The organism is Propionivibrio limicola, assembly GCF_009469695.1.
In the GTDB taxonomy this organism is placed as follows: domain Bacteria; phylum Pseudomonadota; class Gammaproteobacteria; order Burkholderiales; family Rhodocyclaceae; genus Propionivibrio; species Propionivibrio limicola.
In genome coordinates this window covers 60,668-84,750 of sequence record NZ_SSSR01000004.1, presented here as the reverse complement: position 1 = coordinate 84,750, position 24,083 = coordinate 60,668, and the positions used below count along the sequence as shown (strand labels likewise).

The window sequence follows — 24,083 nt, the reverse complement described above, 5'->3', positions numbered from 1 at the left end:
TTTGACAGTAACTTTGACGGTAACAAAAAAACATAGAAATATATTAGTTCTTTTAATCAATTAGTTAATGCGCGTGTTCGATTCCGGTTCCGGCACCATCTGAAAGTCGAAGCTAATCCATCAAAGGCCAGAAACCGACTAATTCAAGTGGGGGCTGGTCTTTTTTGTGTTCGTGCAACTCCGGTTGTGTCCGTCGAAATCCAAGAGCAAGTGAAGGCGATATGACGTAACACGTCCACTGTCAGGTACGGTTACCGTCATGGCGCTTTGCGCACACGGCACGGTCAGGCGTCTGCTCGGTCTATGGTTTCCGTAGGAAGCCAGAGGCATTTTCCCTTGGCCTCCTTCTGAATCGTCTGTAGCACGTTGTGATGCTCGGCGAGTTCGGTCTCGGAGGCTCTGATTATTCGCTGTTTTCCGCTTGTCGACAGGCTTATTGGGGCAATGTTGATATCGGATGGGGCAGGGGCATCGCTTGAAATCCCCATGTCCAGGCTTTCTTGGCCACGGGTCATGGCGACATAGACTTCGGCCAAAATCTCCGAGTCAAGCAACGCGCCGTGCAGGGTTCGATGCGAATTGTCGATTCCGTAGCGATCGCACAGCGCATCAAGATTGTTTCGTTTGCCCGGAAACATCTCTTTGGCAAGACGCAGGGTGTCCACGATGCCATGGCACACCGTGTTAATGGGGGCCAGGTCAAGCCGGGCCAGTTCGGCGTTCAGAAAGCCGACATCGAAGGGGGCGTTATGAATGATGAGTTCAGCGCCGCGAATAAAATCGAGGAATTCCTCGGCTATTTCGTTAAAGCGCGGCTTGTCCTGAAGAAATTCGAGGCTGATGCCGTGAACTGCGAGCGCGCCCGCGTCAATATCGCGGTCCGGGTTCAGGTAGCGGTGAAAGTGCTTGTGCGTCAGGCGTCGATTGCGCATCTCAACGCAGCCAATTTCAATAATGCGATGGCCGAGTTTATGCTCAAGGCCGGTTGTTTCGGTATCGAGAAATATTTGGCGCATAAGCTGTAGTGCCTTGTGTTGTTTGAGAGGGCGGCTGAATGATTTGGCTATCGCTGGGTAATGCCGAGCACTTCATCGATACCGCGATTGGCTAGCTGGTCAGCTCGTTCATTGCCTTCGTGTCCGGCATGGCCCTTGACCCAGACCCAGCGGATTTGGTGATGCTTGACGAGGCTATCGAGTTCTTGCCAGAGGTCGGCGTTTTTGACCGGTTTTCGATCGGCCGTTTTCCAGCCGTTACGCTTCCAGTTGTGTATCCATTCGCTGATGCCTTTTTGCACGTATTGGGAATCGGTGTGGATACTGACGGAGACGGGGCGTTTGAGAGCCTCAAGGGCGCGGATAACGGCGGTGAGTTCCATCCGGTTGTTTGTGGTCTCCGCTTCGCCCCCCCAGAGTTCCTTTTCGGCGGTGCCTGCTCGCAGGAGGACGCCCCAGCCGCCGGGGCCGGGGTTGCCGCGGCAACCGCCGTCGGTAAAGATATTAACGCTAGTTTCGCTGACCACGTTGATCAAATTCCTTGTGTGTAATCGCGGTTAATCCATTGACCGCCGCCTGTTTCGGTCCCCACTCAGGCATGATGAGGCGCATTCCCCGCACACGTTTTACGGCGCGCAGCAAATAGACGCCGCCGGCAAAGCTCCACCAACGATCTCCGGCGGCTTCCATGAAGCGGCATCGTTTAAGCCAGCGCTGATCGTTGCACGGCGGCGCGTAACAGCCGAAATTACCCCGGTCGACGTCGAACCCGAGCAATTGCAACCAGTCCTTCAGTCGTAGCACGGAAATATAGTGTCCGTTGAGAGGGAAATCATTGCCCGTGGCGGTGATTTTTCCCAGATACTGACGCACTCCCCAGAGTGAGATCGGGTTGAATCCGGTAATAACGAGTTGCCCCTCGGGAATTAACACGCGCTCGACTTCCCGCAAGATCTGGTGCGGGTTGGTGCTGAATTCGAACGCATGGGGCATCACGATGAGGTCAATGCTGTTTGCGGCGAAAGGTAGTTCACGCGGATCGCAAAAGACATCGACATCACCCGATTCGCCAATGACTTTGCGCAGCGGAATGCGATTCTGTGCGAGCAGGTTATATTGCGGCAGCCCGATTTGAAGAGCGTTGTAGCCGAACAGGTCGACAACAAGCGCGTTGACCTTGGTTCGCTCCCAAGCCATGACGTAGCGTCCGAGTGGAGTTTGCAACCATGCATCGAATTCGGGAATTGACATTTTCCGCCGTTCTTCCAAAATCAACCAATGTTTGAAGTAATCGGAATTCCTGCTTTCAAGGATAACTACATCTGGCTGATCCGCAAAGGCGGCTCGGTGGTTGTTGTAGACCCTGGTGAATCACGTCCGGTGCTGGATGTTCTCATGCGGGGCGAACTGAAATTAAGGTCGATTTTCGTCACCCATCATCATTCGGACCATCAGGGCGGCGTTACCGGTCTGGTGGTGCATTGCCAGCCTGAGGTGTATGGGTCGGGCGCGGAGTCTATCACAGCCATGACGCATCCTTTATATGGTGGCGAGCGTATTTTCCCTGGTTTGGGTGATGTCGAATTTGAAGTGTTGTCGGTGCCGGGGCATACGGCCGGGCATCTGGCTTTTTACGCCGATAACTGCCTGTTTTGCGGCGACACATTGTTTGGTGCCGGTTGCGGACGGATTTTTGAAGGCACGCCCAATCAGATGTACGACTCGCTGCTCAAATTGGCGGCGTTGCCGGATGACACACGTATCTACTGCGCTCACGAATATACGGAAGCTAACCTGCGCTTTGCATTGGCCGTCGAACCGGGGAATCTCCTATTAAGGAAGCGCGCGGCGGATGTTTCGCTCGCGCGTGCGCAATCGTTGCCGACGGTACCCTCGACGCTTGCTCTCGAAAAGGCGACAAACCCATTCTTGCGTTGTGCCATGCCGGAAGTGATTGCGTCCGTGCAGAACCGGATTCCTGGCGCGAGTGATCCGCGTACGGTATTTGCGGCCTTGCGTGAGTGGAAAAACAGTTTCTAGCGCCCGGTTTCTTGGTCAGGCTATGCAGGTCTGTTTCTTTGGCCACACGCGGTGCAGGGTGTCGATGACTTTGGCGGAGTTAAAAGGTTTGACTATGAAACCGTTGGCGCCGTTGTCGATCGATTCATGCACGTTGTCGACGCTTGGATTGCCGGTAATCATGACGACAACGATGTCCGGGTATTTCTTTTTGATGTTCTGCAATGCTTCCAGGCCGTCCATCAGCGGCATCATCACGTCCATGAAAACGATGTCGGGCGGATTGCGTTCTATAAATTCGAGCGCCTGCAGGCCGTTTTTGGCTTCTCCTGCAATGAAGCAATCCTCGTTGCGAAGAATCCCGCGCAGCAATGTGCGCATCAAATCATTGTCATCGACAATTAACACCTTGGCACTGCCGTGTTCCATTTGATTCCCGTTTGTCTCTTAGCTTTCGGGGGCAAGAGCCGCGGTCTGGCAGACGCGGTTTCTTCCCCCGTGTTTTGCTTTGTATAGTGCCTGATCGGCCGCGTGAATCAAATCATTCGGCGATGTTTCAGGCATGGCCACCCCAGAAGCCACTCCCAGGCTTGCGGTTACGAATCCGAAGGGGGATGAGGGGTGTGGAATGGACAAATTCTGAACGGCTAACCGCATCTGGTCTGCGATATGGACGGCACCTTCCAACGTTGTACCAGGCAGGATGGCAACGAATTCCTCGCCGCCATAACGAGCCACGAGGTCGCCACCGCGCTCAATGCACGCTGTCAGTGCGTGGGCCGTCTTGATCAGGCAGGCGTCGCCGTTCTGATGGCCATACGTATCGTTGAACAACTTGAAGAAGTCGATATCGCACATCAGGATTGCCACTTCGTCGCCACGACGCATGGCGCGTTGCCATTCCCGCGTGAGGATGTTGTCGAAATGCCGCCGGTTGGCGATGCCGGTCAAACCGTCAAGCGAGGTAAGACGTCGCAGTTCCTGATTCGCGGCATCCAGCTTTTGGGTCAGGACGAGTAGTGATTGGCGCATCTGGATAATGCGCAACATGGCCCGGATTTTTGCCCCAAGGACGATTTCACTCACCGGCTTGAGGATATAGTCGTCGCCTCCTGCCGCGATGCCTCTCTCAATATCCTGATCCTTTGTCAGCGCACTGAGAAAAATGATGGGCGTCCATTGACCTTGTAATTCCAGCTGACGAATTTTCCTGGCCACCTCGAAACCGTCGACGTCTGGCATCACGATATCGAGCAGTACGAGGTCCGGTCGTTCTTTCTGGAAAAGATCGATGCCCGAGAGTCCGGTTTCTGCCGGAATCGGAGTAATGCCCATTCGTTCAAGATGGCTGCAGAGGATCTTGAGCGTCGTTCTGCTGTCTTCAATAACCAAGGTTTTCATGGAGGGGCATGGGGAAAGGGCTGGGCGGGATTTTAGCCCGAAAGACGGTATTCCGGGCCGTTCACTATGGGTTGAATGCATGAATCAAGCGGCTCTGCTGTCGCTCGGCTTGTTTGCATTTTGGGCAAGAGGGGCGACTGTTCATGATAAATTTGCCATCCAGATATCCAACTTGCCTTGCGGACAGCCCACTATGATCGACTCGAAAAAAATGGCGACGCTGATTCAGTCTCCGCGAACGCGCAAATATGGCGTGCGTTTCCTCATTGCGGTTGTTACGGTCGGGATTCTTGGCTTTTTTGTCCTGCCGCCGATTGTGAAGTCGTTGCTGCTCGACACCTTGGGCGAGGTTTTGCACCGCAACGTATCGGTGGAAAAGATACGCATCAACCCTTATGCCTTGTCGGTGACCGTTGACGGGGTCAGTATCGGCGAACGTGACGGAGGGGGTTCCTTTGCCGGTTTCGACAGCCTTTACCTGAATGTCGAGGCCAGTTCCCTGCTGCGGGGAGGTCCCGTCATTAACGAGATTCGCCTGGTGAATCCCGCACTGAAGCTGGTACGTCATCCTGATGGGAGCTACAACTTTTCGGATCTTCTGGACGAGTTCATGGCTCGGCCAAAGAATGACGATCCAACGCCGTCTTTTTCGCTCAACAACATTCAATTGCAGGGGGGGCGTGTCGAATTCGACGATCAGACCGTTGGGGAAAAGCATGTCGCCAGCGACATCAATCTGAGTATCCCGTTCGTATCGAGCATGGCGTACGCGGCGGATATTTTTGTTGAACCGGCTTTCTCGGCGAATTTCAATGGGGCGCCGCTGGCGATCAAGGGGCGCAGCAAGCCTTTTGCCCAATCGCTTGAGAGCGAGATCGACCTCGATTTGACGGATCTGGAGCTGGCGAAGTACCTCGGCTATGCGCCGCTTCGACTGCCAATCAAGGTGGTCTCGGGAACGCTGGATACCGGCCTGAAGATCACCTTCCGCCTGGAGGCTGACAATCAGCCATCGGTCCTGCTTTCCGGAACATCGGCGCTCAAAGACATTGAAATCGACGACGAGGGCGGTTCGCCCCTGGTTTCAATGAAGCGTCTTGATCTTGCCGTCGAATCGGCAGATTTGGTGGCGGGCAAATTCGTTATTGACAATATTCTGGTTGATTCGCCAGAGGTTAGCGCCCATGTCGATAAGCGAGGGGCGATCAACTGGCTTGCCCTGTTGCCGCGACAGAATGGCGCGAACAGTCCTCCATCCGAGAAAAAGGCAGGCAATGGAAAGGAGGCGATCGAATGGTCGATTGGTCACGCGAAGATCAGCGGCGGCGCGTTGCGCTGGCTTGACGAATCACACGGAGCACCGTTCAAGGCCAGCATCGATGCCATTGAGTTCGGGGCGCAAAAACTGTCCAGTCCGAATAAGGAAAACAAGGAAAAGGCCGGCTTTGATCTGTCCTGGCGGGTGGCGGCCGGTGAATGGCTGAAGATCGACCAATTCACCGTGAAAGGCGGCCAGCTCGATCTGGCACGGCATGAAATCGTTCTCGGAGATGTGAACGTGAATGGGGGCAGCGGCCTGATTCGACGTCTTGCCGATGGCCGGATCGACTGGATAAAACCGCCGGCGCTGCGGGTCGCCGAAGCGGCCCGTAAAGATACTTCCGCCCCTTGGAAAATTACCGTAAAGCGCTATGTGGGCGACAAGATCGGCCTGCGTTTCGAGGATAAGGCGGTGTCCCCGGCAGCCCTGCAGACGATCAACGGCCTCTCGTTCGAAGTGCTTGATCTGTCAACCGATCCGGCGCAAACGGCAAAGGTCAAGACGAGGTTCAATCTGAACAAGCGTGGCGTTCTGGCATTCGATGGAACGGTAAAGCCGGCACCGTTGGAGGCGCGGCTGAACGTCGATGCAAAAACCATCGAGCTGCTGCCGTTGCAGCCGTATTTTTCAGAGAAGCTCAACATCGACGTCACTCAAGGACTGGTTACGCTAAAGGGGGGAGTGCAGCTTCGTCAGAGCCAAGCTAAAAGCGAATCCGCTCCAAGTTTCCAGAGCGCCTTTAACGGCGATGTGACCATCGGTGATTTCTATTCGGTGGACAAGTTGAACTCGGCGGATTTCCTGCGTTGGAAATCGTTCCACCTGGGCAATGTCGATGTCCGCATGAATCCGGATTCGGTTTCGATCGGTGAAGTTGCGCTGTCCGATTTCTTTGCACGGGTCATCGTCAGCCCGGAGGGTAAACTCAATCTCATGCAGATTGTCCGCCAGCCGGAGCAGAAGGTTCGCGAAGCAGGTAAAGCGCCATCCTCTGTATCCGATCCGAGTGGGCCGGGATCGGTCGCCAACCAAGCCGCAGAGGGCAAGGCGGCGGTGCCGCTCGAGACCAGCAAGGGACCAGCAACGCCGGTCAAGATCGGCAAGATCACTTTGCAGGGCGGCAGCGTCCGCTTTACCGACAACTTCGTAAAGCCAAACTACACGGCGAATCTGCGAAAGGTTGGTGGCCGCGTTTCGGGCCTGTCCTCGGAACCGGGCACAGTCGCCAATCTCGACCTGCGAGGCGCCTACGACAACGTCGCGCCACTTACCATCACAGCCAAGATCAATCCGCTGCTGGCCAAGCCGTATCTCGATCTGCAGGCCGAGGTCAAGGGCATCGAAATGACCTCATTCTCGACGTATTCCGGCAAGTACGCCGGGTACGCCATCGAGAAAGGCAAGCTCTCCCTGTTCGTCAAATACAAAATCGAGAATGATCAACTGGAAGCCGAAAACCGGGTGTTCCTTGATCAGCTGACGTTCGGTGAACCGGTCGATAGTCCGGAGGCCACGAAGTTGCCGGTGACACTGGCGGTGGCGCTGCTCAAGAACCGCAACGGAGAAATCGACGTCAACCTGCCGATTTCCGGCTCACTGAACGATCCTGAATTCAGTGTCGGTGGCCTGATCGTCAGGGTTTTCGTCAATCTGATCGCCAAAGCCGTGACGTCGCCATTTGCGCTACTCGGTTCGGTTTTTGGCGGTGGCGAGGAATTGTCGAATATCGAGTTCGCCTATGGGCGTGCGGCGATTACGCCAGAGGCGGAAAAGCGGCTGGAGAATCTGGCCAAGGCGCTGATCGACAGACCGAGCCTCAAGCTTGAAATCGAGGGCCGCATCGATCCCGAAAATGACCGTGAAGGGCTGAAACGGGCACGCATCGATCGGCTCGTCCGGGCCGCGAAGCGCGAAGATATGACGAAGAAGGGAATAGAGACCGGGGGCACGTCCGGCATCGACGTGACACCACAGGAATATCCATCCCTGCTGGAACGCGTCTATCGTTCGGAAAAATTCCCGAAACCGCGCAATATGATTGGAATGGTCAAACGCTTGCCGGTGGAGGAAATGGAAAAACTCATGCTGGCCAACACCACGATCGACGAAGACGATCTTCTCAGGCTGGGTGACCGCCGAGCCAAGGCTGTTCGTGACTGGTTTCTTGCCCACGAAGTGCCAGCCGAACGTGTATTTCTGCGGCCGAGTCGTCTGGAAGCGCCCGAAGCCGCGGTAGGCGAAGAATCGAAAGGCAAGGCAAGTCGCGCCGACTTTTCCTTGAAATGAATGTTTTCACTCAGGAACGGTCAGGGCGAACATTTTGCCGACCTGTTTTCAATAAGAATGAAGGACTTGCATGACTGAATTTGTCTTGATCGCGCTGCTGCTTGCAGGTGTTCTCGTATTGTTTTTTGTTTTTTCGCTCTGGCGACGTGCTAACCGCACTGACGATTCCATCGAACCTTATTTCAACGCATTAGGCAGCGCCTTGGAAAACGGTTTGACGCGGGTCGAGCGCGAGCTGCGCGAAGAGATGGCGCGTAGCCGTCAGGAGGCGACGGCGTTGGCTCGCGGCGATCGCGAGGAGCAGTCGCAGTCACTTGATCGCCTGGCCAAAGCGCTGGCGGCGCACGTCGGCCAACTCGGCACCTTGCAGGGGCAGCAATTGGAAGCTTTTGCCCAGCAACTGGCGCGGCTGACGCAGAGCAATGAGCAACGCTTCGAACAGTTGCGCCAGTCGGTGGAGACGCGCCTCGGTGCGATTCAGGCCGACAACGCCAACAAGCTTGAGGAAATGCGCAAAACCGTCGACGAGAAGTTGCATGCAACGCTCGAACAGCGCCTCGGTGATTCCTTCAAGCTGGTCAGCGAACGCCTGGAACAGGTCCACAAGGGCTTGGGCGAAATGCAGAATCTGGCGGCGGGCGTTGGTGACCTGAAAAAAGTGCTGACCAACGTCAAAACGCGCGGGACGTGGGGCGAGGTCCAGCTGGAAGCCTTGCTCGATCAGGTGCTGACGGCCGAGCAGTACGAGAAGAACGTCGTGACGCGCTCGACGGGGAACGAACGCGTCGAGTTTGCCATTCGCCTGCCGGGTCAGGGCAAGGAAGCAGGGAAGGGGGCCGGAAAACCCGTCTGGTTGCCAATCGACGCCAAGTTCCCCGTCGAAGATTATCAACGGTTGGTGGAAGCGCAGGAGCGTGCCGAGTCGGCCGCCGTCGAACAGGCGTCGAAAGCGCTGGAAACGCGCTTGCGCGACGAGGCGAAGAAAATTCGCGACAAGTACGTGGAACCGCCGCACACGACCGATTTCGCCATTCTCTATTTGCCGACCGAAGGTCTGTATGCCGAGGTGTTGCGTCGCCCCGGCCTGGCGGAAACGCTGCAGCGCGACTATCGAGTCAATCTGGCTGGGCCGACGACGCTCGCGGCACTGCTCAATAGCTTGCAAATGGGTTTCCGCACGCTCGCCATCGAGCAGCGCTCGTCCGAAGTCTGGGCTGTTCTTGGCGCGGTGAAGACCGAATTCGGCAAGTTCGGCGAGGCGCTCGAATCGACGCGCAAGAAGCTTGAACAAGCCACGAAGAGCATCGAGTCGGCCGGCGTTCGGACGCGGCAGATCGAACGCAAGCTCAAAGGCGTCGAGGCGCTCCCGGTCAACGAAGCGCAGGTGAGATTAGGTGCTCTGGAAGAAATCGAAGCGGCGGGCGAAGCCGACGCTCCAGTTTGAACTCGTGGCATCGAAAACGCTTGAAGCGGCTTTTCGCGCAACCACCTATCGCGTATCTACATCCGGTGGCGTTTTCGACCTGAGAATTGGCCGCCGGAACCCGGCTTTCGACGCCTTTTTACGGCAGCAAGGCGCTGCTACGTGGTGCATCGTGACCGCCTGCAATCCGGGCGGTAAGCGGAGCGACAACGAAAATCCGATGCGTCAGGAGCGTCTTGATCGGTACGTTGCCGGGCACGATTGGCCAACTTTCGCGGCCTGCAACATCGCCGACGATTCTTCCTGGCCGGACGAACCGGGTTACCTGCTGCTTCAGGTCAGTGCAGAAGACGCGAAAAAACTGCTGGTCGAGTTTTCCCAGGCGGCGTGCGTGTACGGCGAGGTCGGGTCGGCGCCACGTCTGGTCTGGGGCTGAATGAATCGCTTGAGATAAAAAGCCCGGTGGGAACGAGGTTGCCACCGGGCGAGGGTACATGCGCCAATAAATCACAGACGATAGGCGCTGACGATACGCTGCATGTCCGTTGCCAGACGGTCGAGATCATTGGCGACACTGGCGCTGTTGGTGGCCGCCGCGCTGCTTTCTTCCGACATCTGGGCGATCCGTTCGACCTGCGTTGCGATGTTGTTGGTGGCCGCGCCCTGTTCGCGGATCGCAGACGCGATTTCTTCGACCATGGCGACCGCGTGGCGGCTGCCTTCGCCGATTTGCTTGATCGACTCGCTGGCTTCCTGCGCCCGGTCGACGCCCTGCGAAACCTTGCTGACGACGCCTTGCATGCTCGCCACAGCGTCGCCGGCGCTGATCCGGATGGCATCGATCGTGGTTGAGATTTCCTGCGTCGATGATGATGTGCGTTCAGCCAGTTTGCGCACCTCATCCGCCACGACGGCAAATCCACGCCCCTGTTCGCCGGCGCGTGCGGCTTCGATGGCGGCGTTGAGCGCGAGCAGGTTGGTCTGGTCGGCGACTTCCTTGATGACGGTGACGACCTTGGAAATCTGCTGGCTGTGCTCTTCCAGTCCCTGAATGAGACGGGCAGCCTCATGGACAGTCGAAGCAATGTCCTGAATGTCGTTGACGGTCTGGCCGATCACCTTTTCGCCCGAGATCGCCAGTTGCCCTGACTCATCGGAAATTCGATCGGCTTCCAGCGCCCGATCGGCGACATGATTGACGCTGACCGTCATTTCTTCGACGGTAGCCGCCATATCGGAAGCCGCTTCACTTTGCTGGTGGGACGCGGTAGCCACTTGGTTCGACGTGCTTGCCATTTGGCCAGCGGCCGTCGCTACCGATTGTGCGCTCTGGGAAATCGATTTCAGGTTGTTCTGCAATTTGTCGAGGAGCCGATTCAGCGAGACGGTGGTTTGTCCGATTTCATCATTGGCGGCGACTCGGGCGCGTACCGTGAAGTCGAGATCGCGTTCAATCAGGTTCACGCTTGATTGAATCTGGCTCAACGACGATTTGATCGAGCGCAGTGTAAAGAGCCCCAAGCCGGCGGCAAATGCGATGCCGAGGGCAATGACGATCAACGAGGTTATTTTCCCTTGCGCAGAGGTCTGCATGGCTTCTTGCGTGTATTTCTCGGCGTTGCCTCTGTTGAACTCCATATGGGCGTTCAGGTTTTCAAGAGTTTTGAAACCGAGCGCCGAGAGCTCGGTAATCACCATATCGCCCGCGCTACTGTCATTCTGGCGTGACTTCGGGAGCACCTCGTTGTTTACAAGATCGATATAGGCCTTGAAGCTGCTGACATCCGCTTCGAGCAATTTCTTGTCCTCGTCATTGCTCAACAGTTTTTCGTATTCCTTGAGAAACTTTTCGACTTCTTCCCGGTTGAAATTGACCATGCTTTCAACGCCCAGTTTGGTCATCGGGTCGGTGCTCATTACGTGGCCATAGACACTGAGCCGCAGCGCCATGAACATTTGTCGGGCTTCGCCCAGAGTTTGAATGCTGGTCAGACTGTCTTCGACGATGATCTTTATTCCTTCTGCCTGCTTATTCGCAACATAGAGGCCGGCGCCTCCGACCAGCAGCAGTGAAATGACCGAAGTGGCGATCAAGAGCAGGATTCGTTGAGCGATTGTGACGTTCTTCATGGCGATCCTTCTTAGGTTGAAAACTCGAACCTGGCAGACTCGAAGCAAAAATAACCGGTACGGAAATTTCTGAACAAATTCTTACATTCAAACGCAGATACGTGCAATGCGTTCCGGAAAATAGTTACTATCGCGGCCTTGCCTCGGACGTACCGATCTTTCGCATCAAAAGAAGGGCGGATATCGGCCACAGGAAATACTCGGACTCAATTGATAGAAACATAGAATGGGCAAACACATCGGGCGCTTCGGGATCATTCGGGAACTCGGCAGAGGGGCGCAAAGCGTTGTTTATCTTGCACGCGACCCGCACCTCGAGCGGGAAGTGGCGATCAAGACGCTGCATTTTTCCAACCCTGACCGGCAAAAGAACCAGCAACTTCTTGCGGAGGCGCGCATGGTCAGCCAGTTGCGTCATCCGAATATCGTGCCGATTTTCGAGGCGGGCGAAGAACGGGGGGATCTTTATCTCGTTTTCGAGTACGTGCCCGGCAAGAACCTGGTTGATTACCTCAGGGAAAGCGGCCGCCTGACGACGGTCAAAGCCATTGCCATCCTGCGGCCGGTGCTCGATGCGATTGCTCATGCCCACGCGGCGGGAATCATCCATCGCGACATCAAGCCGAGCAACATTCTCATCGACGACGCCGGCATGCCACGCGTCATGGATTTCGGCATCGCGGCGCGGACGGAAGCGCAGGCGAACAGCAAGGAATTCATGGGAACGCCGGCCTATATGGCACCGGAGTACATCACCCAGCGTGAAAATACCGAAGGCTCGGATGTCTTTTCGGTGGGCCTCGTCTTCTACGAACTGCTGACCGGGCAGCGCGCCGTGCAAGGGAAAGACATTCACGAATCGATGCGCCGGATTACCGACAAAGACATCCGGATTCCCGAAAAATCGGGCATCGAACTCGACGATGAACTGGCAAGCCTGCTCTACAAGGCAATTGCCCGCGATCCCGAACAACGCTTTGCGACCATCGGGCAAATGCGCGATGCGATTGATCATTACCTTGCGCGGGATGGGGAAGTCGCAGCCTCGGCCGATGCGAAACAGAGCACGATTGATTTCCTGCTCCGGCGCATGCGGCACAAGAGCGATTTTCCGGCGCTGTCCGAGTCGGTCAGCACGATCAACAAAATTGCCGGTTCGGAAAAGGAGAGCATCGCCAATCTGTCGAGCTCGATCCTGAGAGATTTCTCGCTGACCAACAAGATCTTGCGTCTCGTCAATTCGGCCTATTATCGCCAGGCCGGTGGCGGCAATATCAGCACGATTTCGCGCGCCGTGCTCGTGCTCGGATTCGATGCGGTGCGCAATATCGCCGTAACCGTCCTGCTGTTCGAGCATCTGCAAAACAAGGGGAACGCCAATCAGCTCAAGGAAGAATTCCTGCGTGCCAATCTGGCGGGCATCCTGGCCAAAGACATCAGCGTCAAGTCCGGCACCCGCGATGCCGAGCAGCTTTTCATCTGCTCGATGTTCCACAATCTCGGCCGCCTGCTTTGCCAGTATTACTTTCCCGAAGAGAGCGATGAAATCCGGCGTGTCGTCGAGCAAAAGTCGTGCAGTGAGGAAGCCGCCACGCTGCAGGTGCTCGGAATTTCGTTCGAAGAACTGGGCATCGCGATTGCGCGTACCTGGGGGTTTCCCGGCCTGATCGTGAACAGCATGCGCCGGCTGCCGTCCGGAACCGTCCGCAAGGCGGCGACGAGCGAGGAGAAAATGCGCGTGCTGTCGGCTTTTTCGAATGAATTGTGTGCGCTGATTTCGGATGTGCCACCGGATCTGCAGACCAAGGCATTGCAAAAGGCCATCGCGCGCTACGGCGAGAATGTCCTGCTCAGCGAGCAAGTGTTGCGCGAGACGATGGAGAGTTCGTTCCAGGAAGTTTCCCAATTCGCCGGGATCATCGGCCTGAATCTGAAGCAGTCATCGTTTGCCCGGCAAATGCGCGCCTGGGGCGGAAAGGCGGCAAAGGAAAATGCTCCGGGCGAGGCGGGCGGCGCACCGGTCATAACCCATACCGCCGGAACCATCCTGAGTGAAGCGGTGCCGGCCGGTGCGCCAGGTAGCCCACCGCTCCCGGGCGGGGAGGACGAGGCCACGCCCACCGCAACCGGCAACCCTGAAGCCATCCTGATGGCCGGTATTCAGGACATCAGTAACACCTTGGTCGAGGAAAACTTCAAGCTCAACGATGTGCTGCGCATCATCCTCGAAACCATGTACCGGGCCAAAGGATTCAAGCGTGTCGTTCTGTGCGTTCGCGACGCCAAGAAGAACGCGATGGTGGGACGTTTCGGTTTCGGGCCGGATGCGCAGGAAATTGCCAAGCGCTTCAATTTCTCGCTGGCCTTCGCTCCAGATATTTTCCACGCGGCGCTGTCGAAAAACGTCGATATCCTGATTACCGATACCGATGATCCGAAGATCGTCGGGCGCATCCCGGACTGGTTCCGGCGAGGTGTGAATGCCGGCACCTTCGTGATTTTCCCGTTGTGCATCAAGGGAAATCCGGTCGCCATGATTTACGCTGATTGCGACAACGCCAGCGAAATCGTCATTCCGGAAAAGGAGCTTTCACTGCTGCGAACGCTCCGCAATCAGGCGTTGCTGGCGATCAAGCAGTCGGGGTGATGGAAAGGGGGCGATAAAGACAACGGGCGACCGTGGCCGCCCGTGTTGTTTGCTTCGCTCTTCTTACCAGAGCTTCCACCACGGTTCCGGACGATTCAGTCCGCGGGTGTAATAAACGCTGTCCGGGAAGTTCTTGCGCATGACGCGTTCAGCGTCATCGCGCAGATCGTTCATGCCGAGCAGGTCGTAGGCCTTGACCATGATGAACAACGCTTCCTCGGTGGCCGGAACGTCCGGGTAGCTCTTGACGACGTACTGGGCGCGATTCACAGCGGCCAGATAAGCGCCCCGTTTCATGTAGTAGCGGGCGACGTGGACTTCAAGTGAAGCCAGCGCGTTGACGAGGTAGGTCATGCGCAATCTGGCGTCGGGCGTGTACTTGCTGTCCGGAAAACGGGTGATCAACTCGCGGAAGGCCTCGAACGATTCGCGGGCGGTTTTCGGGTCGCGCTCGGTCATGTCTTGCTGGCTGATTTGCCCGAGCAGTCCGAGATCCTCGTTGAAGTTGACCAAGCCGCGCAGGTAGTAAACGTAATCGACATTCGGGTGGTTCGGATGCAGTTTGATGAAGCGGTCGCAGGCGGCAATCGCCGACTCGCGTTCGTCGGATTTCCAGTAGGCGTAAGCGATGTCGATTTGCGCCTGCTGGGCGAAGCGGCCATAGGGATAGCGCGATTCGAGTTTTTCGTAATAGGTGATTGCTGTTTCGTAGGAACCTTCATTCAGCGAATCCTTGGCCGAGGTATAGAGCTTGTTGGCCGACCAGCCAATCGTTTCATCCTTCACTTCGGGAAGAAGTCCGCAGCCCGCCATGAGCGTGGCGAGGAAAAGCGCCGCAATAACCGCTAAACTACGCATGATGAAAAATCCACAAAAGAAAATTGATATCGAGGCGACCGGCAGTAATGGCGGGAGCGCCGATGCGCAAAACAAGCGCACCGATTATAGCGCAAGCCCCAGGCTAACTCTGAACGTTCCGCCCGATTGGGGCGGGCGGCGGCTTGATCAGGGGCTGGCGCAGCTATGCCCGCAACATTCGCGCAGCCGTCTGCAAGGGTGGGTCCGCGAAGGCCGGGTTTTCGTGAATGGCGAAGCGGTGACCGAGACGAAGCACAAGTTGTGGGGCGGCGAAACCATCGAGGTGGTCGAGGCGCTGGACGAGCATAGCCTGTCGTCCCGGCCGGAAGACATCCCGCTCAACGTCGTGCATGAGGACGAAGCGATCCTGATCATCGACAAGCCGGCCGGTCTGGTCGTCCATCCGGGCAGCGGCAACTGGAGCGGCACGCTGCTCAACGCCCTGTTGCATCATGCACCAGCGCTGGAAAGGGTGCCGCGCGCCGGCATTGTGCACCGGCTCGACAAGGACACGACCGGCCTGATGGTCGTCGCCAAGACGCTGGAAGCGCAGACCGACCTTGTCCGCCAGTTGCAGGCGCGGACCGTCAAGCGCTACTACCAGGCGCTGGTGCGCGGGGCGGTTGAAAGGGGCGGCACCGTCGATGCGCCGATTGGCCGCCATTCGACGCAGCGGACGAAAATGGCCGTCGTCAAGTCGGGGAAACCCGCGCGGACGCATTATCGCGTCGTCGAGCGCTTCATTGACTGCACGCTCGTCGAATGCGCGCTGGAAACCGGACGCACGCACCAGATTCGCGTGCATATGACGTCGATCGGTCATCCGCTCGTCGGCGATCCCGTCTACGGCGGTGGCGCGAGCCGCGTGCCGATCGGCCCGGAGTTCCCGAGGCAGGCGCTGCATGCCCGTCGGCTCGGATTCGTGCATCCGTTGACCGGAAAGCCGATGCTCTGGCGGTCCAGTTTGCCCGAAGACATGGCTGAGATTATCGAGATGGCGCGGATGCTGGCCTTCGAGGCCAAGGCGTTGGCCGAAGAAGAGGATGAGGATTGGGACGACGAATTTGAAGACGGCCCGGAAATCATCTACGCCTACGGCGACAGCGGCGAGGATGAGGACGATGTCGACTAACGCGCCGGCGCCGGACGCGCTGATTATCCCGGCGTGGCCGGCCCCGTCGGGCGTGCGCAGCCTGATCACGACGCGGCGCGGCGGTGTGAGCACGGGGCCCTATGCCAGCCTCAACCTCGGCGACCATGTGGGCGATGACCCCCGCGCCGTGGCGGCCAATCGCGTGCTCGTCGCCGAAGCCGTTGGCGCGCCTCCCGTCTGGCTCAATCAGGTGCATGGGACAAGCGTTGTCGATGCGGCGATCCACCTGGCGGCGGTTGTGCCGCCCGAGGCCGATGCTGCTTGGGCGCGTGCGCCCAGCGTTGTCTGCACGGCAATGACGGCCGACTGCCTGCCGGTGCTTTTTTGTGACACGGCGGGAACGGTCGTTGCGGCCGCACATGCCGGCTGGCGGGGCCTGCTCGCCGGCATTCTGGAAGAAACGATCGCCGCCATGCGCGTTCCTGCGGGCGAGATTCTGGCCTACCTTGGGCCGGCGATCGGGCCGGACGCCTTTGAAGTTGGCAGCGAAGTGCGGGCAGCGTTCATGGCGCGAACGCCCGAGGCCGCTGTGGCTTTTCGGCCGTCGTCCGAAGGCGGCGACGGAAAATGGCTGGCCGATATTTACCTGCTGGCGCGGCAAAGGCTGGCGCAACAAGGCGTGCGGAAAGTATTCGGTGGCGATTTTTGCACCGTCACCGACCGCGAACGCTTCTTCTCCTACCGGCGCGACGGCCAGACCGGCCGCATGGCGTCGATGATCTGGCTCGATCGCGACTGAGTTTTTAGTCGAGCATGCCGCGTTCGCGGATGAAGGCGATGATCTTGTCGAGCCCTTCGCCGGTTTTCAGATTGGAGAAAACGAACGGCCGCGTGCCGCGCTGCGCCTTGGCATCCTGCGCCATGACCTCCAGCGAGGCGCCGACCATCGGCGCGAGGTCGATCTTGTTGATCACCAGCAGGTCGGATTTGGTGATGCCGGGGCCGCCCTTGCGCGGGATTTTCTCGCCGGCGGCGACGTCGATGACGTAAATCGTCAAATCGGACAACTCGGGCGAGAAGGTGGCCGCGAGGTTGTCGCCGCCCGATTCGACGAGGATCAGCTGTACGTTGGGGAAAGCGCGTTGCAGACGGTCGATGGCTTCGAGGTTGATCGAAGCGTCCTCGCGGATCGCTGTGTGCGGGCAGCCACCGGTTTCGACGCCCATGATGCGCTCGGGCGGCAGCGCCGAGTGGTTAACGAGGAACTTGGCGTCTTCGGCAGTGTAGATGTCGTTGGTGACGACGGCCATGTCGATCTGGTCGCGCAGCGCCTGGCAGAGGGCCAGTGTCAGCGCGGTCTTGCCGGAGCCGACGGGGCCGCCGATGCCGACGCGCAAGGGGGAAGTGCGGGAAGTGGTTTTTGTGTTCATGTGATTACGATCGGAAAAGTCGGGAATATTGGGTTTCGTGACGGGCGCAGCAGAGCGCGAACGCCGGGGTCAGGTTTGACCAGTCGCTTTCGGGCAGCGTGAGGGCCGTGGCCGCAATCGGCGGCACCGCTTGCCCGAGTTCGGCCAGCAGACGCTGGCCGGATGCCTGGCCGAGCGGCACGGCCTTGAGCGCGGCCATCACCTGGTTTTCGGCCCAGGCCCAGAGATAACCGACAACGGCCGTCTGCCGGTCGATCTGCCAGGCGGCGGCGAGGCCGGACCAGACGGTCGGGAAGGCGATTTCGGGCAAGTCGGCAAGGCCGCTGCGCAAGTTGTCCAGCGCCGGGTCGCGCAGGTCGGCCAGCAGGCGGTTGAGCGAAAAGCCCATCTGCAGCGTTTCGGCGCGCAGTTCGGCGGATTCGCGGCTGGCCAGAAAGTCGGCGTTGAGGCGGGCGATTTCAGCGGAGTTGCCAACGGACCAATGGCGTATCAGCGCTGCCACCAGCGGCGCCTCGAAGCGGCCGATGCCGTGCCGCATGAGATCGCCGATCCACGCGCCGGCGCCCGTTTCGTCGCGGATGCGCCCGGACTCGACGGCCCATTCCAAGCCTTGCGAATAGGTGTAGGCGCCGACCGGCAGGGCCGGGCTGACCAGTTGCATGAGGCGAATCAGTGCCAGAGACGACAATGTGGTCACGACTTCGCCGGTTTGAAATTGTTGAACTCGTGGATCTTCGGCATTGAGCGGTGCGGGCCGTGGCCGGGGTTGTGCAGGCGGGCGTGCTCCTCGCTGTGATGCGCATGTTCGTCACCATGATCGTGGCCGTGACCATGGTGATGGCCTCCTTGCGAACCATAGGCGCCTGATTCCGGCTGAAACGGCGCTTCGGTTTCGGCCACCGTGCAGCCCAGCCCCTTGACCATTTCGGCCAGTACGTGGTCGGTCTGGAAGCGCAGCGTGCCGCCGTTCGTGTTCGGCAGAATCTGCACCGGCACATGCCGGTTGCCGAGGTGGTAGGCGGCGCGGGCGAAGAGCAGCGGCGTATCGGCGGTGGCTTCGATCAGCTTTTCCTGGGCGGCGAGAATTTCGACAACGACGGTCGAGTCCTCGGCCTGCAGCCGGTCGCCGCCGTGCAGGTGGTCGCCGCGCTCGAGAAAAATCCCGGCCTCCTTGCCTGAGGCGAGCGTTACTTTGAGGCGGCTGCGTTTGCGTTCGTCGTACGCCAGCGATACCGAATCGGTCGCCGGCAGTTGGGTGCGGTGGTTGAGGATCAGCATGAGATGGATCATTCAGAACAGGAAGTAGCGTTGGGTGAGCGGCAGCGAGGCGGCTGGTTCGCAGACCAGCAGCTCGCCGTCGGCGCGCACGACGTAGGTTTCGGGATCGACATCGATTTTCGGCGTCGCACCGTTGTGCACCATGTCGGATTTTTTCAGTGTGCGCGTGCCGGCGACGGCAATCAGCGGCTTCTGCAGCCCGAGCGCGGCGATGGCCGGATTCTGCAACGCGGCCTGCGAGACGAAGGTGACCGAGGTTTTCAGCGCCTTGCCGAAGCTGCCGAACATCGGGCGGTAATGTACCGGTTGCGGCGTCGGGATCGAGGCGTTCGGGTCGCCCATCGCGGCGGCGGCGATCATGCCGCTTTTCAGGATCAGCGAGGGCTTGACGCCGAAGAAGGCCGGCCGCCACAGCACCAGATCGGCGAGCTTGCCGACTTCGACCGAGCCGACGGTGTGCGCGATGCCGTGCGTCAGCGCCGGATTGATCGTGTATTTGGCGATGTAGCGTTTGATGCGCTGGTTGTCGTTGCGCGACGTGTCGCCGGGTAATGCGCCGCGCTGTACCTTCATTTTGTGCGCGGCCTGCCAGGTGCGGATGATGACTTCGCCGACGCGGCCCATGGCCTGGGAATCGGAACTCATCATCGAGAAAGCGCCCAGATCGTGCAGGATGTCTTCGGCGGCGATTGTTTCGCGTCGAATGCGTGACTCGGCAAAGGCGATGTCCTCGGCGATCGACGGGTCGAGGTGGTGGCAGACCATCAGCATGTCGAGGTGCTCGTCGATGGTATTCACCGTGTAGGGCATCGTCGGGTTGGTCGAGCTGGGCAGCACGTTGGGCAGGCCGGCCGCGCGGATGATGTCCGGCGCATGGCCGCCGCCGGCGCCTTCGGTGTGGAAGGTGTGGATGGTGCGGCCCTTGAAGGCGTCGATGGTGGCTTCGACGAAGCCCGATTCGTTGAGCGTGTCGGTGTGGATGGCGACCTGCACGTCCATTTCGTCGGCGACGGTCAGGCAGCAGTCGATGGCGGCCGGCGTCGTGCCCCAGTCCTCGTGCAGCTTGAGGCCCATCGCGCCAGCTTCGACCTGCTCGCGTAGTGCGTCCGGCAGGCTGGCGTTGCCCTTGCCGAGAAAACCGAGGTTCATCGGAAAGGCCTCGGCCGCTTCGAGCATGCGGTGCATGTGCCATGGCCCCGGCGTGCAGGTGGTGGCGAAAGTGCCGGTCGCCGGGCCGGTGCCGCCGCCGAGCATCGTGGTCACGCCGGACATCAGCGCCTCCTCGATCTGCTGCGGACAGATGAAGTGGATGTGGCTGTCGATGCCGCCGGCGGTGACGATCATGCCTTCGCCGGCGATGACCTCGGTGCCGGGGCCGACAACGATGGTGATGCCCGGCTGGATGTCCGGATTGCCGGCCTTGCCGATGGCAGCGATGTGGCCGTCTTTGAGACCGATGTCGGCCTTGATGATGCCGGTGACGGCGTCGATGATCAGTGCGTTGGTGATCACGGTATCAACCGTGTCCTTTGACACGCGCTGGCTCTGGCCCATGCCGTCGCGGATCACCTTGCCGCCGCCGAACTTCACTTCCTCACCGTAGATCGTGTAGTCCTTTTCGACTTCGACGATCAGGTCGGTATCGGCGAGGCGCAACCTGTCGCCGACGGTGGGGCCGAACATTTCGGCATAGGCTTGCCGCGAAATTTTTGCGCTCATAAGGCCCCCTGAATCATGCCCCGAAAGCCGTAGACCTGGCGTTCGCCAGCCAGCGCGACGAGTTGGATGGTGCGCGTCTGGCCCGGTTCGAAGCGCACGGCGGTGCCGGCGGCGATGTCGAGCCGGAAGCCTCTGGCGGCTTCGCGGTCGAAGGACAGCGCGGCGTTGGTTTCAAAGAAGTGGTAGTGCGAACCGACCTGGATCGGCCGGTCTCCGGTGTTGGCGACGACCAGCGTCAGCGTCGGGCGGCCGGCGTTGAGTTCGAGTTCGCCGGCTTCGACGAGCATTTCTCCGGGGATCATTTTCGGCCTCACAGAACAGTGGAGAGAACGAGCCCGCCGCCAATCACGGCAACGAGTTGGCCGAGACGCAGCGCCAGTGTCGGACGGTTTTTCAGTACGACGTGGGCGAAGCCCATGCCGATGCCGTGCAGCACGGCCGAGCCGAGCACGATGCCGGCCATGATCGTCGAGCCTTGTTGCAGTTCGCCGCCGTGCGCCATGCCGTGAAAGAGCGCGAAGCCGCCGATGACCGCGAGAGCGGCGGAGGCGTGCATGCGGAACGGCGCCGCCAGCATCACGCCGAGCACCAGCACCGAAGCGGCGACGAGCGGTTCGAGTTGCGGCACGACGATGCCGTGCTGGCCGAGCATGGCGCCGGTGGCGAGCAGGGCGATGAAGGTTGCCGGTGCTTGCCAGACCTGCCGTGCCGTCTTCGCATGCATGACGCTCCAGACGCCGACGAGCAGCATCGCCAGCAGGTGATCGAGGCCGAGGAAGGGATGGGCGAAACCATCCACGAAACCGTGATCGCCGTGGCCGGTGTGGGCAAAAGCGGCGAGCGGCAGGGCGGCAAGCAGCAGGGGAAGGAAGCGTTTGGACATGATGAACTCCTCGGGTCAGACGATAGGGTGGTGAACGGTGACGAGCTTGGTGCCGTCGGGGAAGGTGGCTTCGACCTGAATCTCCGGAATCATCTCGGCGATGCCGTCCATCACGTCGGCGCGGCTCAGCACTTTCGTGCCCTCGCTCATCAGCTCGGCGACGCTCTTGCCGTCGCGGGCGCCTTCCATGATCGCGCAGGTGATCAGCGCGATGGCTTCTGGGTAGTTGAGTTTCAAGCCGCGCGCACGGCGCCGTTCGGCGAGCAGGCCGGCGGTGAAAATGAGCAGCTTGTCTTTTTCGCGGGGGGTGAGTTCCATACGGGCTCCTTGTGAGGGAAATTCAGGTGTTCCAGATGCGGGGTGTCAGGGCGGGGCGGCCGAGCAGGGCCGGGCGAAGGCTTTGCCAGAGCGCGGCGAACCACAGGCGCGCCGCCTCGCTGTTATGTCCAAGATAGCGGGCGACGAGCAGATTCGGCAAGGCGGTCAGCGCGTGTTCGGCTCCGTCGGCGGGGGCGATGGAGCGGCAGGTTTCCAGCAGCGCGGCGATCTCGTCGCCAGGCTGCAAGGTCGCTAGCAGCGTGCCGCCGACGCTCGCCCCGGCCCAGCCGGCGACGCTGGCGAGCATCGGGTCAGCTCCTTCGATGCGGCCGCGTTCCAGCCACAGCGGCTGGCCATGGCGCTCAATGCGCGTGTGCAGGCCGATGTGGCCGTGGTCGAAACGTTCCCCGGAGGCGCTGCGGCCAAGGCAGAGGATTTCCCAGCCGAGATAGCGGCTGCCCTCGCCGAGCAGCACCTTCGTTTCCATGCGGCTTTTGGCACCGTCGAACACAATCGTCTCCTGCGGCAGCCATTCGAGAATGGCCTGATCGGCGACGGTGAAATCGAGTGTTTGCGAGGCATCGGCACCGCCCGAGCGATACCACTTGCCCGCGCCCGGCGTGGTGAGTTGCGCGTGGGCCTGAGGGCCGACATGGACGTTGATCAGCAACTGGTCGCCCCCGGCAATGCCCGACGGCGGATGCAGCACAATCGCCTGACACACCGCCTCGCCCTCCGGATGCAGCGCCTTCTGCACGCGCAAGGGGCCGGCGTGCCGGTTCTCGCGCAGCACGGTGCGGCCATCGCTGCTTACGAAACCAAGGTGTAGCTTGGCGTGCCAGACCGGCGATAGCGTGGGGGGCGTCGGCGGCTGGAGGACGGAATGCGGATTCATGCGGACATTATCGCCGGAGGGAGCGGAACCGATAATACGCAGAATTGCGCACTCGCTTTCGTGATGCGTTGCGCACGAACCTCTTTCAACGCAGAGATCGCAGAGGTACAGAGAGCGCAGAGAAAAAACGAGGTTTTACTCGCTCTTGCTTTCTGGTTTTTCTCTGCGAACTCTGCGCTCTCTGTGTACTTTGCGTCGAAAGCGGTTTCAAGCCTTTCTTCCATCACATTACCCTCCATCTCACGACACAAGGCGGTACAGCACCGGCACCAGCAGCGAGGTCATCAGCGCGTTCAATCCCATGCCGAGACCGGCGAAGGCGCCGGCTTCGCTGCTTTCCTGGAAGGCGCGGGCGGTGCCGATGCCGTGGCTGACGACGCCGAGCGAAAAGCCGCGCACGGCGGGTGATTCGATGCGCAGACGGTCGAGCAGCCATGGCCCGGCCACGGCGCCGGTGATGCCGGTGAGGATGACGACGGCAGCGGTCAGCGACGGAATGCCGCCGAGTTTTTCGACGATGCCCATGGCGACCGGCGCCGTCGCCGATTTGGGCGCCAGCGACAGCAGGCTCGACGAACTGGCGCCGAGCAGCCAGCCGATGCCGGTCGAACTGACGATGGCCAGCAGCGAACCGCCGCCGAGCGTTATCAGCAAGGGCGCCAGCAGGCGGCGGATGCGCTCGCGCTGCAGGTAGAGCGGCACGGCCAGCGCCACGGTGGCGGGCGCCAGCAGCAGATGAATCCACTGGCCGCCGGCGAAATAGGTGGCGTACGGTGTGCCGATGCAGAACAGCACGAGCACCAGCGTCAGAATGCTCAGGCCGACCGGGTTGGCGAGCGGGAAGCCGCCGCTGCGTTTGGCGATCAGCGTGGCCAGATGAAAGACGGCGAGCGTCAGCGTCAGCCAGAAAACGGGCAGCGTCTGGAGATGCGCCCACAGGTGAATCAGTCGGTCAGTCATGTTTTTTTCCTGCGGCGAGCCGGTTCAGCAACAGCGCCGTGAGGCCGATGCTGATCAGCGTGCCGAATAGCACCGGGCCGAGAATCGCCGCCCATTCGCGCTGCAGGCGTTCAAGATGCAGGATGATGCCGACCCCGGCCGGCACGAACAGCAGCGAGAGAAATTGCAGGATGCCTTGCGTCGCCTGCTCCAGCGATTCCGGCGGTTTCGGGGTTTTTCCGCTGCGCCAGAGCAGCCAGCCGAGCAGCAGGGCCATGCCGACGACCGGTGCCGGCAGCGGGATGGCGGCGATAAAAACAATGGCTTCGCCGGCCAGCAGGAAGGCCAGTAGTTGCAGGAATCCGATCAGCATGGGGCGTACCTTTGGTCTTCGACGATGAAGGCTGGGCGCCTTGTCGCCTTGGGTTCTGGGTCCCGGCTTTCGCCG

At 59.7% G+C, this 24,083-nt stretch carries 24 protein-coding genes; 7 read left to right on the top strand and 17 right to left on the bottom strand.

What is annotated here, in order from left to right:
* Positions 1-284: 284 nt before the first annotated feature.
* Genes dnaQ through GH659_RS05455 form a run of 3 tightly spaced genes read right to left on the bottom strand, consistent with a single transcriptional unit; the run spans position 285 to position 2,246 of the window.
* On the bottom strand, positions 285-1,016 hold the full coding sequence (dnaQ, locus tag GH659_RS05465) for a DNA polymerase III subunit epsilon (protein WP_153109941.1): 732 nt from the start codon (positions 1,014-1,016) through the stop codon (positions 285-287).
* A 47-nt stretch (positions 1,017-1,063) separates the two neighbouring features.
* Entirely contained in the window at positions 1,064-1,522 is a 459-nt protein-coding gene (rnhA, locus tag GH659_RS05460; protein ID WP_153109939.1) for a ribonuclease HI, read from the bottom strand.
* The gene (locus tag GH659_RS05455; RefSeq protein WP_153109937.1) at positions 1,506-2,246 is read right to left on the bottom strand and encodes a class I SAM-dependent methyltransferase; all 741 of its coding nucleotides are present in this window, start codon (positions 2,244-2,246) and stop codon (positions 1,506-1,508) included. The genes rnhA and GH659_RS05455 overlap by 17 nt, the downstream gene beginning before the upstream one ends.
* A gap of 27 nt (positions 2,247-2,273) precedes the next feature.
* On the opposite strand from GH659_RS05455, the gene gloB reads away from it, so the two are divergent.
* On the top strand, positions 2,274-3,035 hold the full coding sequence (gene gloB, locus GH659_RS05450; protein WP_153109935.1) for a hydroxyacylglutathione hydrolase: 762 nt from the start codon (positions 2,274-2,276) through the stop codon (positions 3,033-3,035).
* A gap of 15 nt (positions 3,036-3,050) precedes the next feature.
* On the opposite strand, the gene GH659_RS05445 is transcribed toward gloB, so the two are convergent.
* Positions 3,051-3,443 (bottom strand): response regulator transcription factor, encoded by a 393-nt coding sequence (locus tag GH659_RS05445; RefSeq protein ID WP_153109933.1) that lies wholly within the window; start codon positions 3,441-3,443, stop codon positions 3,051-3,053.
* A gap of 18 nt (positions 3,444-3,461) precedes the next feature.
* A complete protein-coding gene (locus tag GH659_RS05440) occupies positions 3,462-4,415 on the bottom strand; it encodes a GGDEF domain-containing response regulator (RefSeq protein ID WP_153109931.1) in 954 nt (317 codons plus the stop codon).
* A gap of 193 nt (positions 4,416-4,608) precedes the next feature.
* Between GH659_RS05440 and GH659_RS05435 the strand changes: the two genes are divergently transcribed.
* The 3 genes from GH659_RS05435 to GH659_RS05425 all read left to right on the top strand — a co-directional run bounded on the left by GH659_RS05435 (position 4,609) and on the right by GH659_RS05425 (position 9,881).
* Positions 4,609-8,022 (top strand): DUF748 domain-containing protein, encoded by a 3,414-nt coding sequence (locus GH659_RS05435; RefSeq protein ID WP_170285829.1) that lies wholly within the window; start codon positions 4,609-4,611, stop codon positions 8,020-8,022.
* Between the two features lie 70 nt (positions 8,023-8,092).
* Positions 8,093-9,466 carry a DNA recombination protein RmuC gene (locus GH659_RS05430; RefSeq protein WP_153109927.1) on the top strand — a complete coding sequence of 458 codons (1,374 nt, stop codon included), beginning with the start codon at positions 8,093-8,095 and terminating at the stop codon, positions 9,464-9,466.
* The gene (locus tag GH659_RS05425) at positions 9,417-9,881 is read left to right on the top strand and encodes a DUF3293 domain-containing protein (protein ID WP_153109925.1); all 465 of its coding nucleotides are present in this window, start codon (positions 9,417-9,419) and stop codon (positions 9,879-9,881) included. The genes GH659_RS05430 and GH659_RS05425 overlap by 50 nt, the downstream gene beginning before the upstream one ends.
* Before the next feature lie 71 nt (positions 9,882-9,952).
* Here GH659_RS05425 and GH659_RS05420 read toward each other — a convergent pair whose 3' ends face one another.
* Complete coding sequence (locus tag GH659_RS05420) at positions 9,953-11,575, bottom strand: methyl-accepting chemotaxis protein (protein WP_153109923.1); 1,623 nt, start codon at positions 11,573-11,575, stop codon at positions 9,953-9,955.
* A gap of 226 nt (positions 11,576-11,801) precedes the next feature.
* On the opposite strand from GH659_RS05420, the gene GH659_RS05415 reads away from it, so the two are divergent.
* Positions 11,802-14,222, top strand: a complete 2,421-nt coding sequence (locus GH659_RS05415) for a serine/threonine protein kinase (protein ID WP_153109920.1) — start codon at positions 11,802-11,804, stop codon at positions 14,220-14,222.
* 63 nt (positions 14,223-14,285) lie between these two features.
* On the opposite strand, the gene GH659_RS05410 is transcribed toward GH659_RS05415, so the two are convergent.
* Positions 14,286-15,080, bottom strand: a complete 795-nt coding sequence (locus GH659_RS05410; protein ID WP_153109918.1) for an outer membrane protein assembly factor BamD — start codon at positions 15,078-15,080, stop codon at positions 14,286-14,288.
* 1 nt (position 15,081) lies between these two features.
* Between GH659_RS05410 and rluD the strand changes: the two genes are divergently transcribed.
* Entirely contained in the window at positions 15,082-16,212 is a 1,131-nt protein-coding gene (gene rluD / locus GH659_RS05405) for a 23S rRNA pseudouridine(1911/1915/1917) synthase RluD (protein WP_153109916.1), read from the top strand.
* A complete protein-coding gene (gene pgeF / locus GH659_RS05400; RefSeq protein WP_153109914.1) occupies positions 16,202-16,972 on the top strand; it encodes a peptidoglycan editing factor PgeF in 771 nt (256 codons plus the stop codon). The genes rluD and pgeF overlap by 11 nt, the downstream gene beginning before the upstream one ends.
* Positions 16,973-16,976: 4 nt before the next feature.
* Here pgeF and ureG read toward each other — a convergent pair whose 3' ends face one another.
* The 10 genes from ureG to GH659_RS05350 all read right to left on the bottom strand — a co-directional run bounded on the left by ureG (position 16,977) and on the right by GH659_RS05350 (position 24,008).
* Positions 16,977-17,603: an urease accessory protein UreG gene (ureG, locus tag GH659_RS05395; RefSeq protein ID WP_153109912.1), complete on the bottom strand. Its 627-nt coding sequence runs from the start codon at positions 17,601-17,603 to the stop codon at positions 16,977-16,979.
* 4 nt (positions 17,604-17,607) lie between these two features.
* Positions 17,608-18,264, bottom strand: a complete 657-nt coding sequence (locus tag GH659_RS05390) for an urease accessory protein UreF (RefSeq protein WP_153110083.1) — start codon at positions 18,262-18,264, stop codon at positions 17,608-17,610.
* Between the two features lie 32 nt (positions 18,265-18,296).
* Positions 18,297-18,881 (bottom strand): urease accessory protein UreE, encoded by a 585-nt coding sequence (ureE, locus tag GH659_RS05385; RefSeq protein WP_211364115.1) that lies wholly within the window; start codon positions 18,879-18,881, stop codon positions 18,297-18,299.
* A gap of 12 nt (positions 18,882-18,893) precedes the next feature.
* Positions 18,894-20,600: an urease subunit alpha gene (gene ureC, locus GH659_RS05380; RefSeq protein ID WP_153109908.1), complete on the bottom strand. Its 1,707-nt coding sequence runs from the start codon at positions 20,598-20,600 to the stop codon at positions 18,894-18,896.
* Positions 20,597-20,902, bottom strand: coding sequence for an urease subunit beta (locus tag GH659_RS05375; protein WP_153109906.1), 306 nt, complete (start codon positions 20,900-20,902; stop codon positions 20,597-20,599). Before GH659_RS05375 ends, ureC begins: the two co-directional genes overlap by 4 nt.
* 8 nt (positions 20,903-20,910) lie before the next feature.
* Entirely contained in the window at positions 20,911-21,483 is a 573-nt protein-coding gene (locus GH659_RS05370) for a HupE/UreJ family protein (RefSeq protein ID WP_153109904.1), read from the bottom strand.
* Between the two features lie 15 nt (positions 21,484-21,498).
* Positions 21,499-21,801, bottom strand: a complete 303-nt coding sequence (locus GH659_RS05365) for an urease subunit gamma (protein ID WP_153109902.1) — start codon at positions 21,799-21,801, stop codon at positions 21,499-21,501.
* 22 nt (positions 21,802-21,823) lie between these two features.
* Positions 21,824-22,696, bottom strand: a complete 873-nt coding sequence (locus tag GH659_RS05360) for an urease accessory protein UreD (RefSeq protein WP_153109900.1) — start codon at positions 22,694-22,696, stop codon at positions 21,824-21,826.
* A gap of 240 nt (positions 22,697-22,936) precedes the next feature.
* The gene (locus tag GH659_RS05355; protein WP_153109898.1) at positions 22,937-23,656 is read right to left on the bottom strand and encodes an LrgB family protein; all 720 of its coding nucleotides are present in this window, start codon (positions 23,654-23,656) and stop codon (positions 22,937-22,939) included.
* Positions 23,649-24,008, bottom strand: coding sequence for a CidA/LrgA family protein (locus GH659_RS05350; protein ID WP_153109896.1), 360 nt, complete (start codon positions 24,006-24,008; stop codon positions 23,649-23,651). The genes GH659_RS05355 and GH659_RS05350 overlap by 8 nt, the downstream gene beginning before the upstream one ends.
* Positions 24,009-24,083: the final 75 nt, after the last annotated feature.

Coding starts and splice junctions, on each gene's coding strand:
- GH659_RS05430 (WP_153109927.1), top strand. CDS start 8,093: ATGACTGAATTTGTCTTGATCGCGCTGCTGCTTGCAGGTGTTCTCGTA.
- rluD (WP_153109916.1), top strand. CDS start 15,082: ATGAAAAATCCACAAAAGAAAATTGATATCGAGGCGACCGGCAGTAAT.
- GH659_RS05415 (WP_153109920.1), top strand. CDS start 11,802: ATGGGCAAACACATCGGGCGCTTCGGGATCATTCGGGAACTCGGCAGA.
- ureG (WP_153109912.1), bottom strand. CDS start 17,603: ATGAACACAAAAACCACTTCCCGCACTTCCCCCTTGCGCGTCGGCATC.
- pgeF (WP_153109914.1), top strand. CDS start 16,202: ATGTCGACTAACGCGCCGGCGCCGGACGCGCTGATTATCCCGGCGTGG.
- GH659_RS05350 (WP_153109896.1), bottom strand. CDS start 24,008: ATGCTGATCGGATTCCTGCAACTACTGGCCTTCCTGCTGGCCGGCGAA.
- GH659_RS05365 (WP_153109902.1), bottom strand. CDS start 21,801: ATGGAACTCACCCCCCGCGAAAAAGACAAGCTGCTCATTTTCACCGCC.
- GH659_RS05420 (WP_153109923.1), bottom strand. CDS start 11,575: ATGAAGAACGTCACAATCGCTCAACGAATCCTGCTCTTGATCGCCACT.
- GH659_RS05355 (WP_153109898.1), bottom strand. CDS start 23,656: ATGACTGACCGACTGATTCACCTGTGGGCGCATCTCCAGACGCTGCCC.
- ureE (WP_211364115.1), bottom strand. CDS start 18,881: ATGCTGATCCTCAACCACCGCACCCAACTGCCGGCGACCGATTCGGTA.
- GH659_RS05440 (WP_153109931.1), bottom strand. CDS start 4,415: ATGAAAACCTTGGTTATTGAAGACAGCAGAACGACGCTCAAGATCCTC.
- GH659_RS05360 (WP_153109900.1), bottom strand. CDS start 22,696: ATGAATCCGCATTCCGTCCTCCAGCCGCCGACGCCCCCCACGCTATCG.
- dnaQ (WP_153109941.1), bottom strand. CDS start 1,016: ATGCGCCAAATATTTCTCGATACCGAAACAACCGGCCTTGAGCATAAA.
- ureC (WP_153109908.1), bottom strand. CDS start 20,600: ATGAGCGCAAAAATTTCGCGGCAAGCCTATGCCGAAATGTTCGGCCCC.
- GH659_RS05375 (WP_153109906.1), bottom strand. CDS start 20,902: ATGATCCCCGGAGAAATGCTCGTCGAAGCCGGCGAACTCGAACTCAAC.
- gloB (WP_153109935.1), top strand. CDS start 2,274: ATGTTTGAAGTAATCGGAATTCCTGCTTTCAAGGATAACTACATCTGG.
- GH659_RS05455 (WP_153109937.1), bottom strand. CDS start 2,246: ATGTCAATTCCCGAATTCGATGCATGGTTGCAAACTCCACTCGGACGC.
- GH659_RS05370 (WP_153109904.1), bottom strand. CDS start 21,483: ATGTCCAAACGCTTCCTTCCCCTGCTGCTTGCCGCCCTGCCGCTCGCC.
- GH659_RS05445 (WP_153109933.1), bottom strand. CDS start 3,443: ATGGAACACGGCAGTGCCAAGGTGTTAATTGTCGATGACAATGATTTG.
- GH659_RS05435 (WP_170285829.1), top strand. CDS start 4,609: ATGATCGACTCGAAAAAAATGGCGACGCTGATTCAGTCTCCGCGAACG.
- GH659_RS05390 (WP_153110083.1), bottom strand. CDS start 18,264: ATGCAACTGGTCAGCCCGGCCCTGCCGGTCGGCGCCTACACCTATTCG.
- GH659_RS05410 (WP_153109918.1), bottom strand. CDS start 15,080: ATGCGTAGTTTAGCGGTTATTGCGGCGCTTTTCCTCGCCACGCTCATG.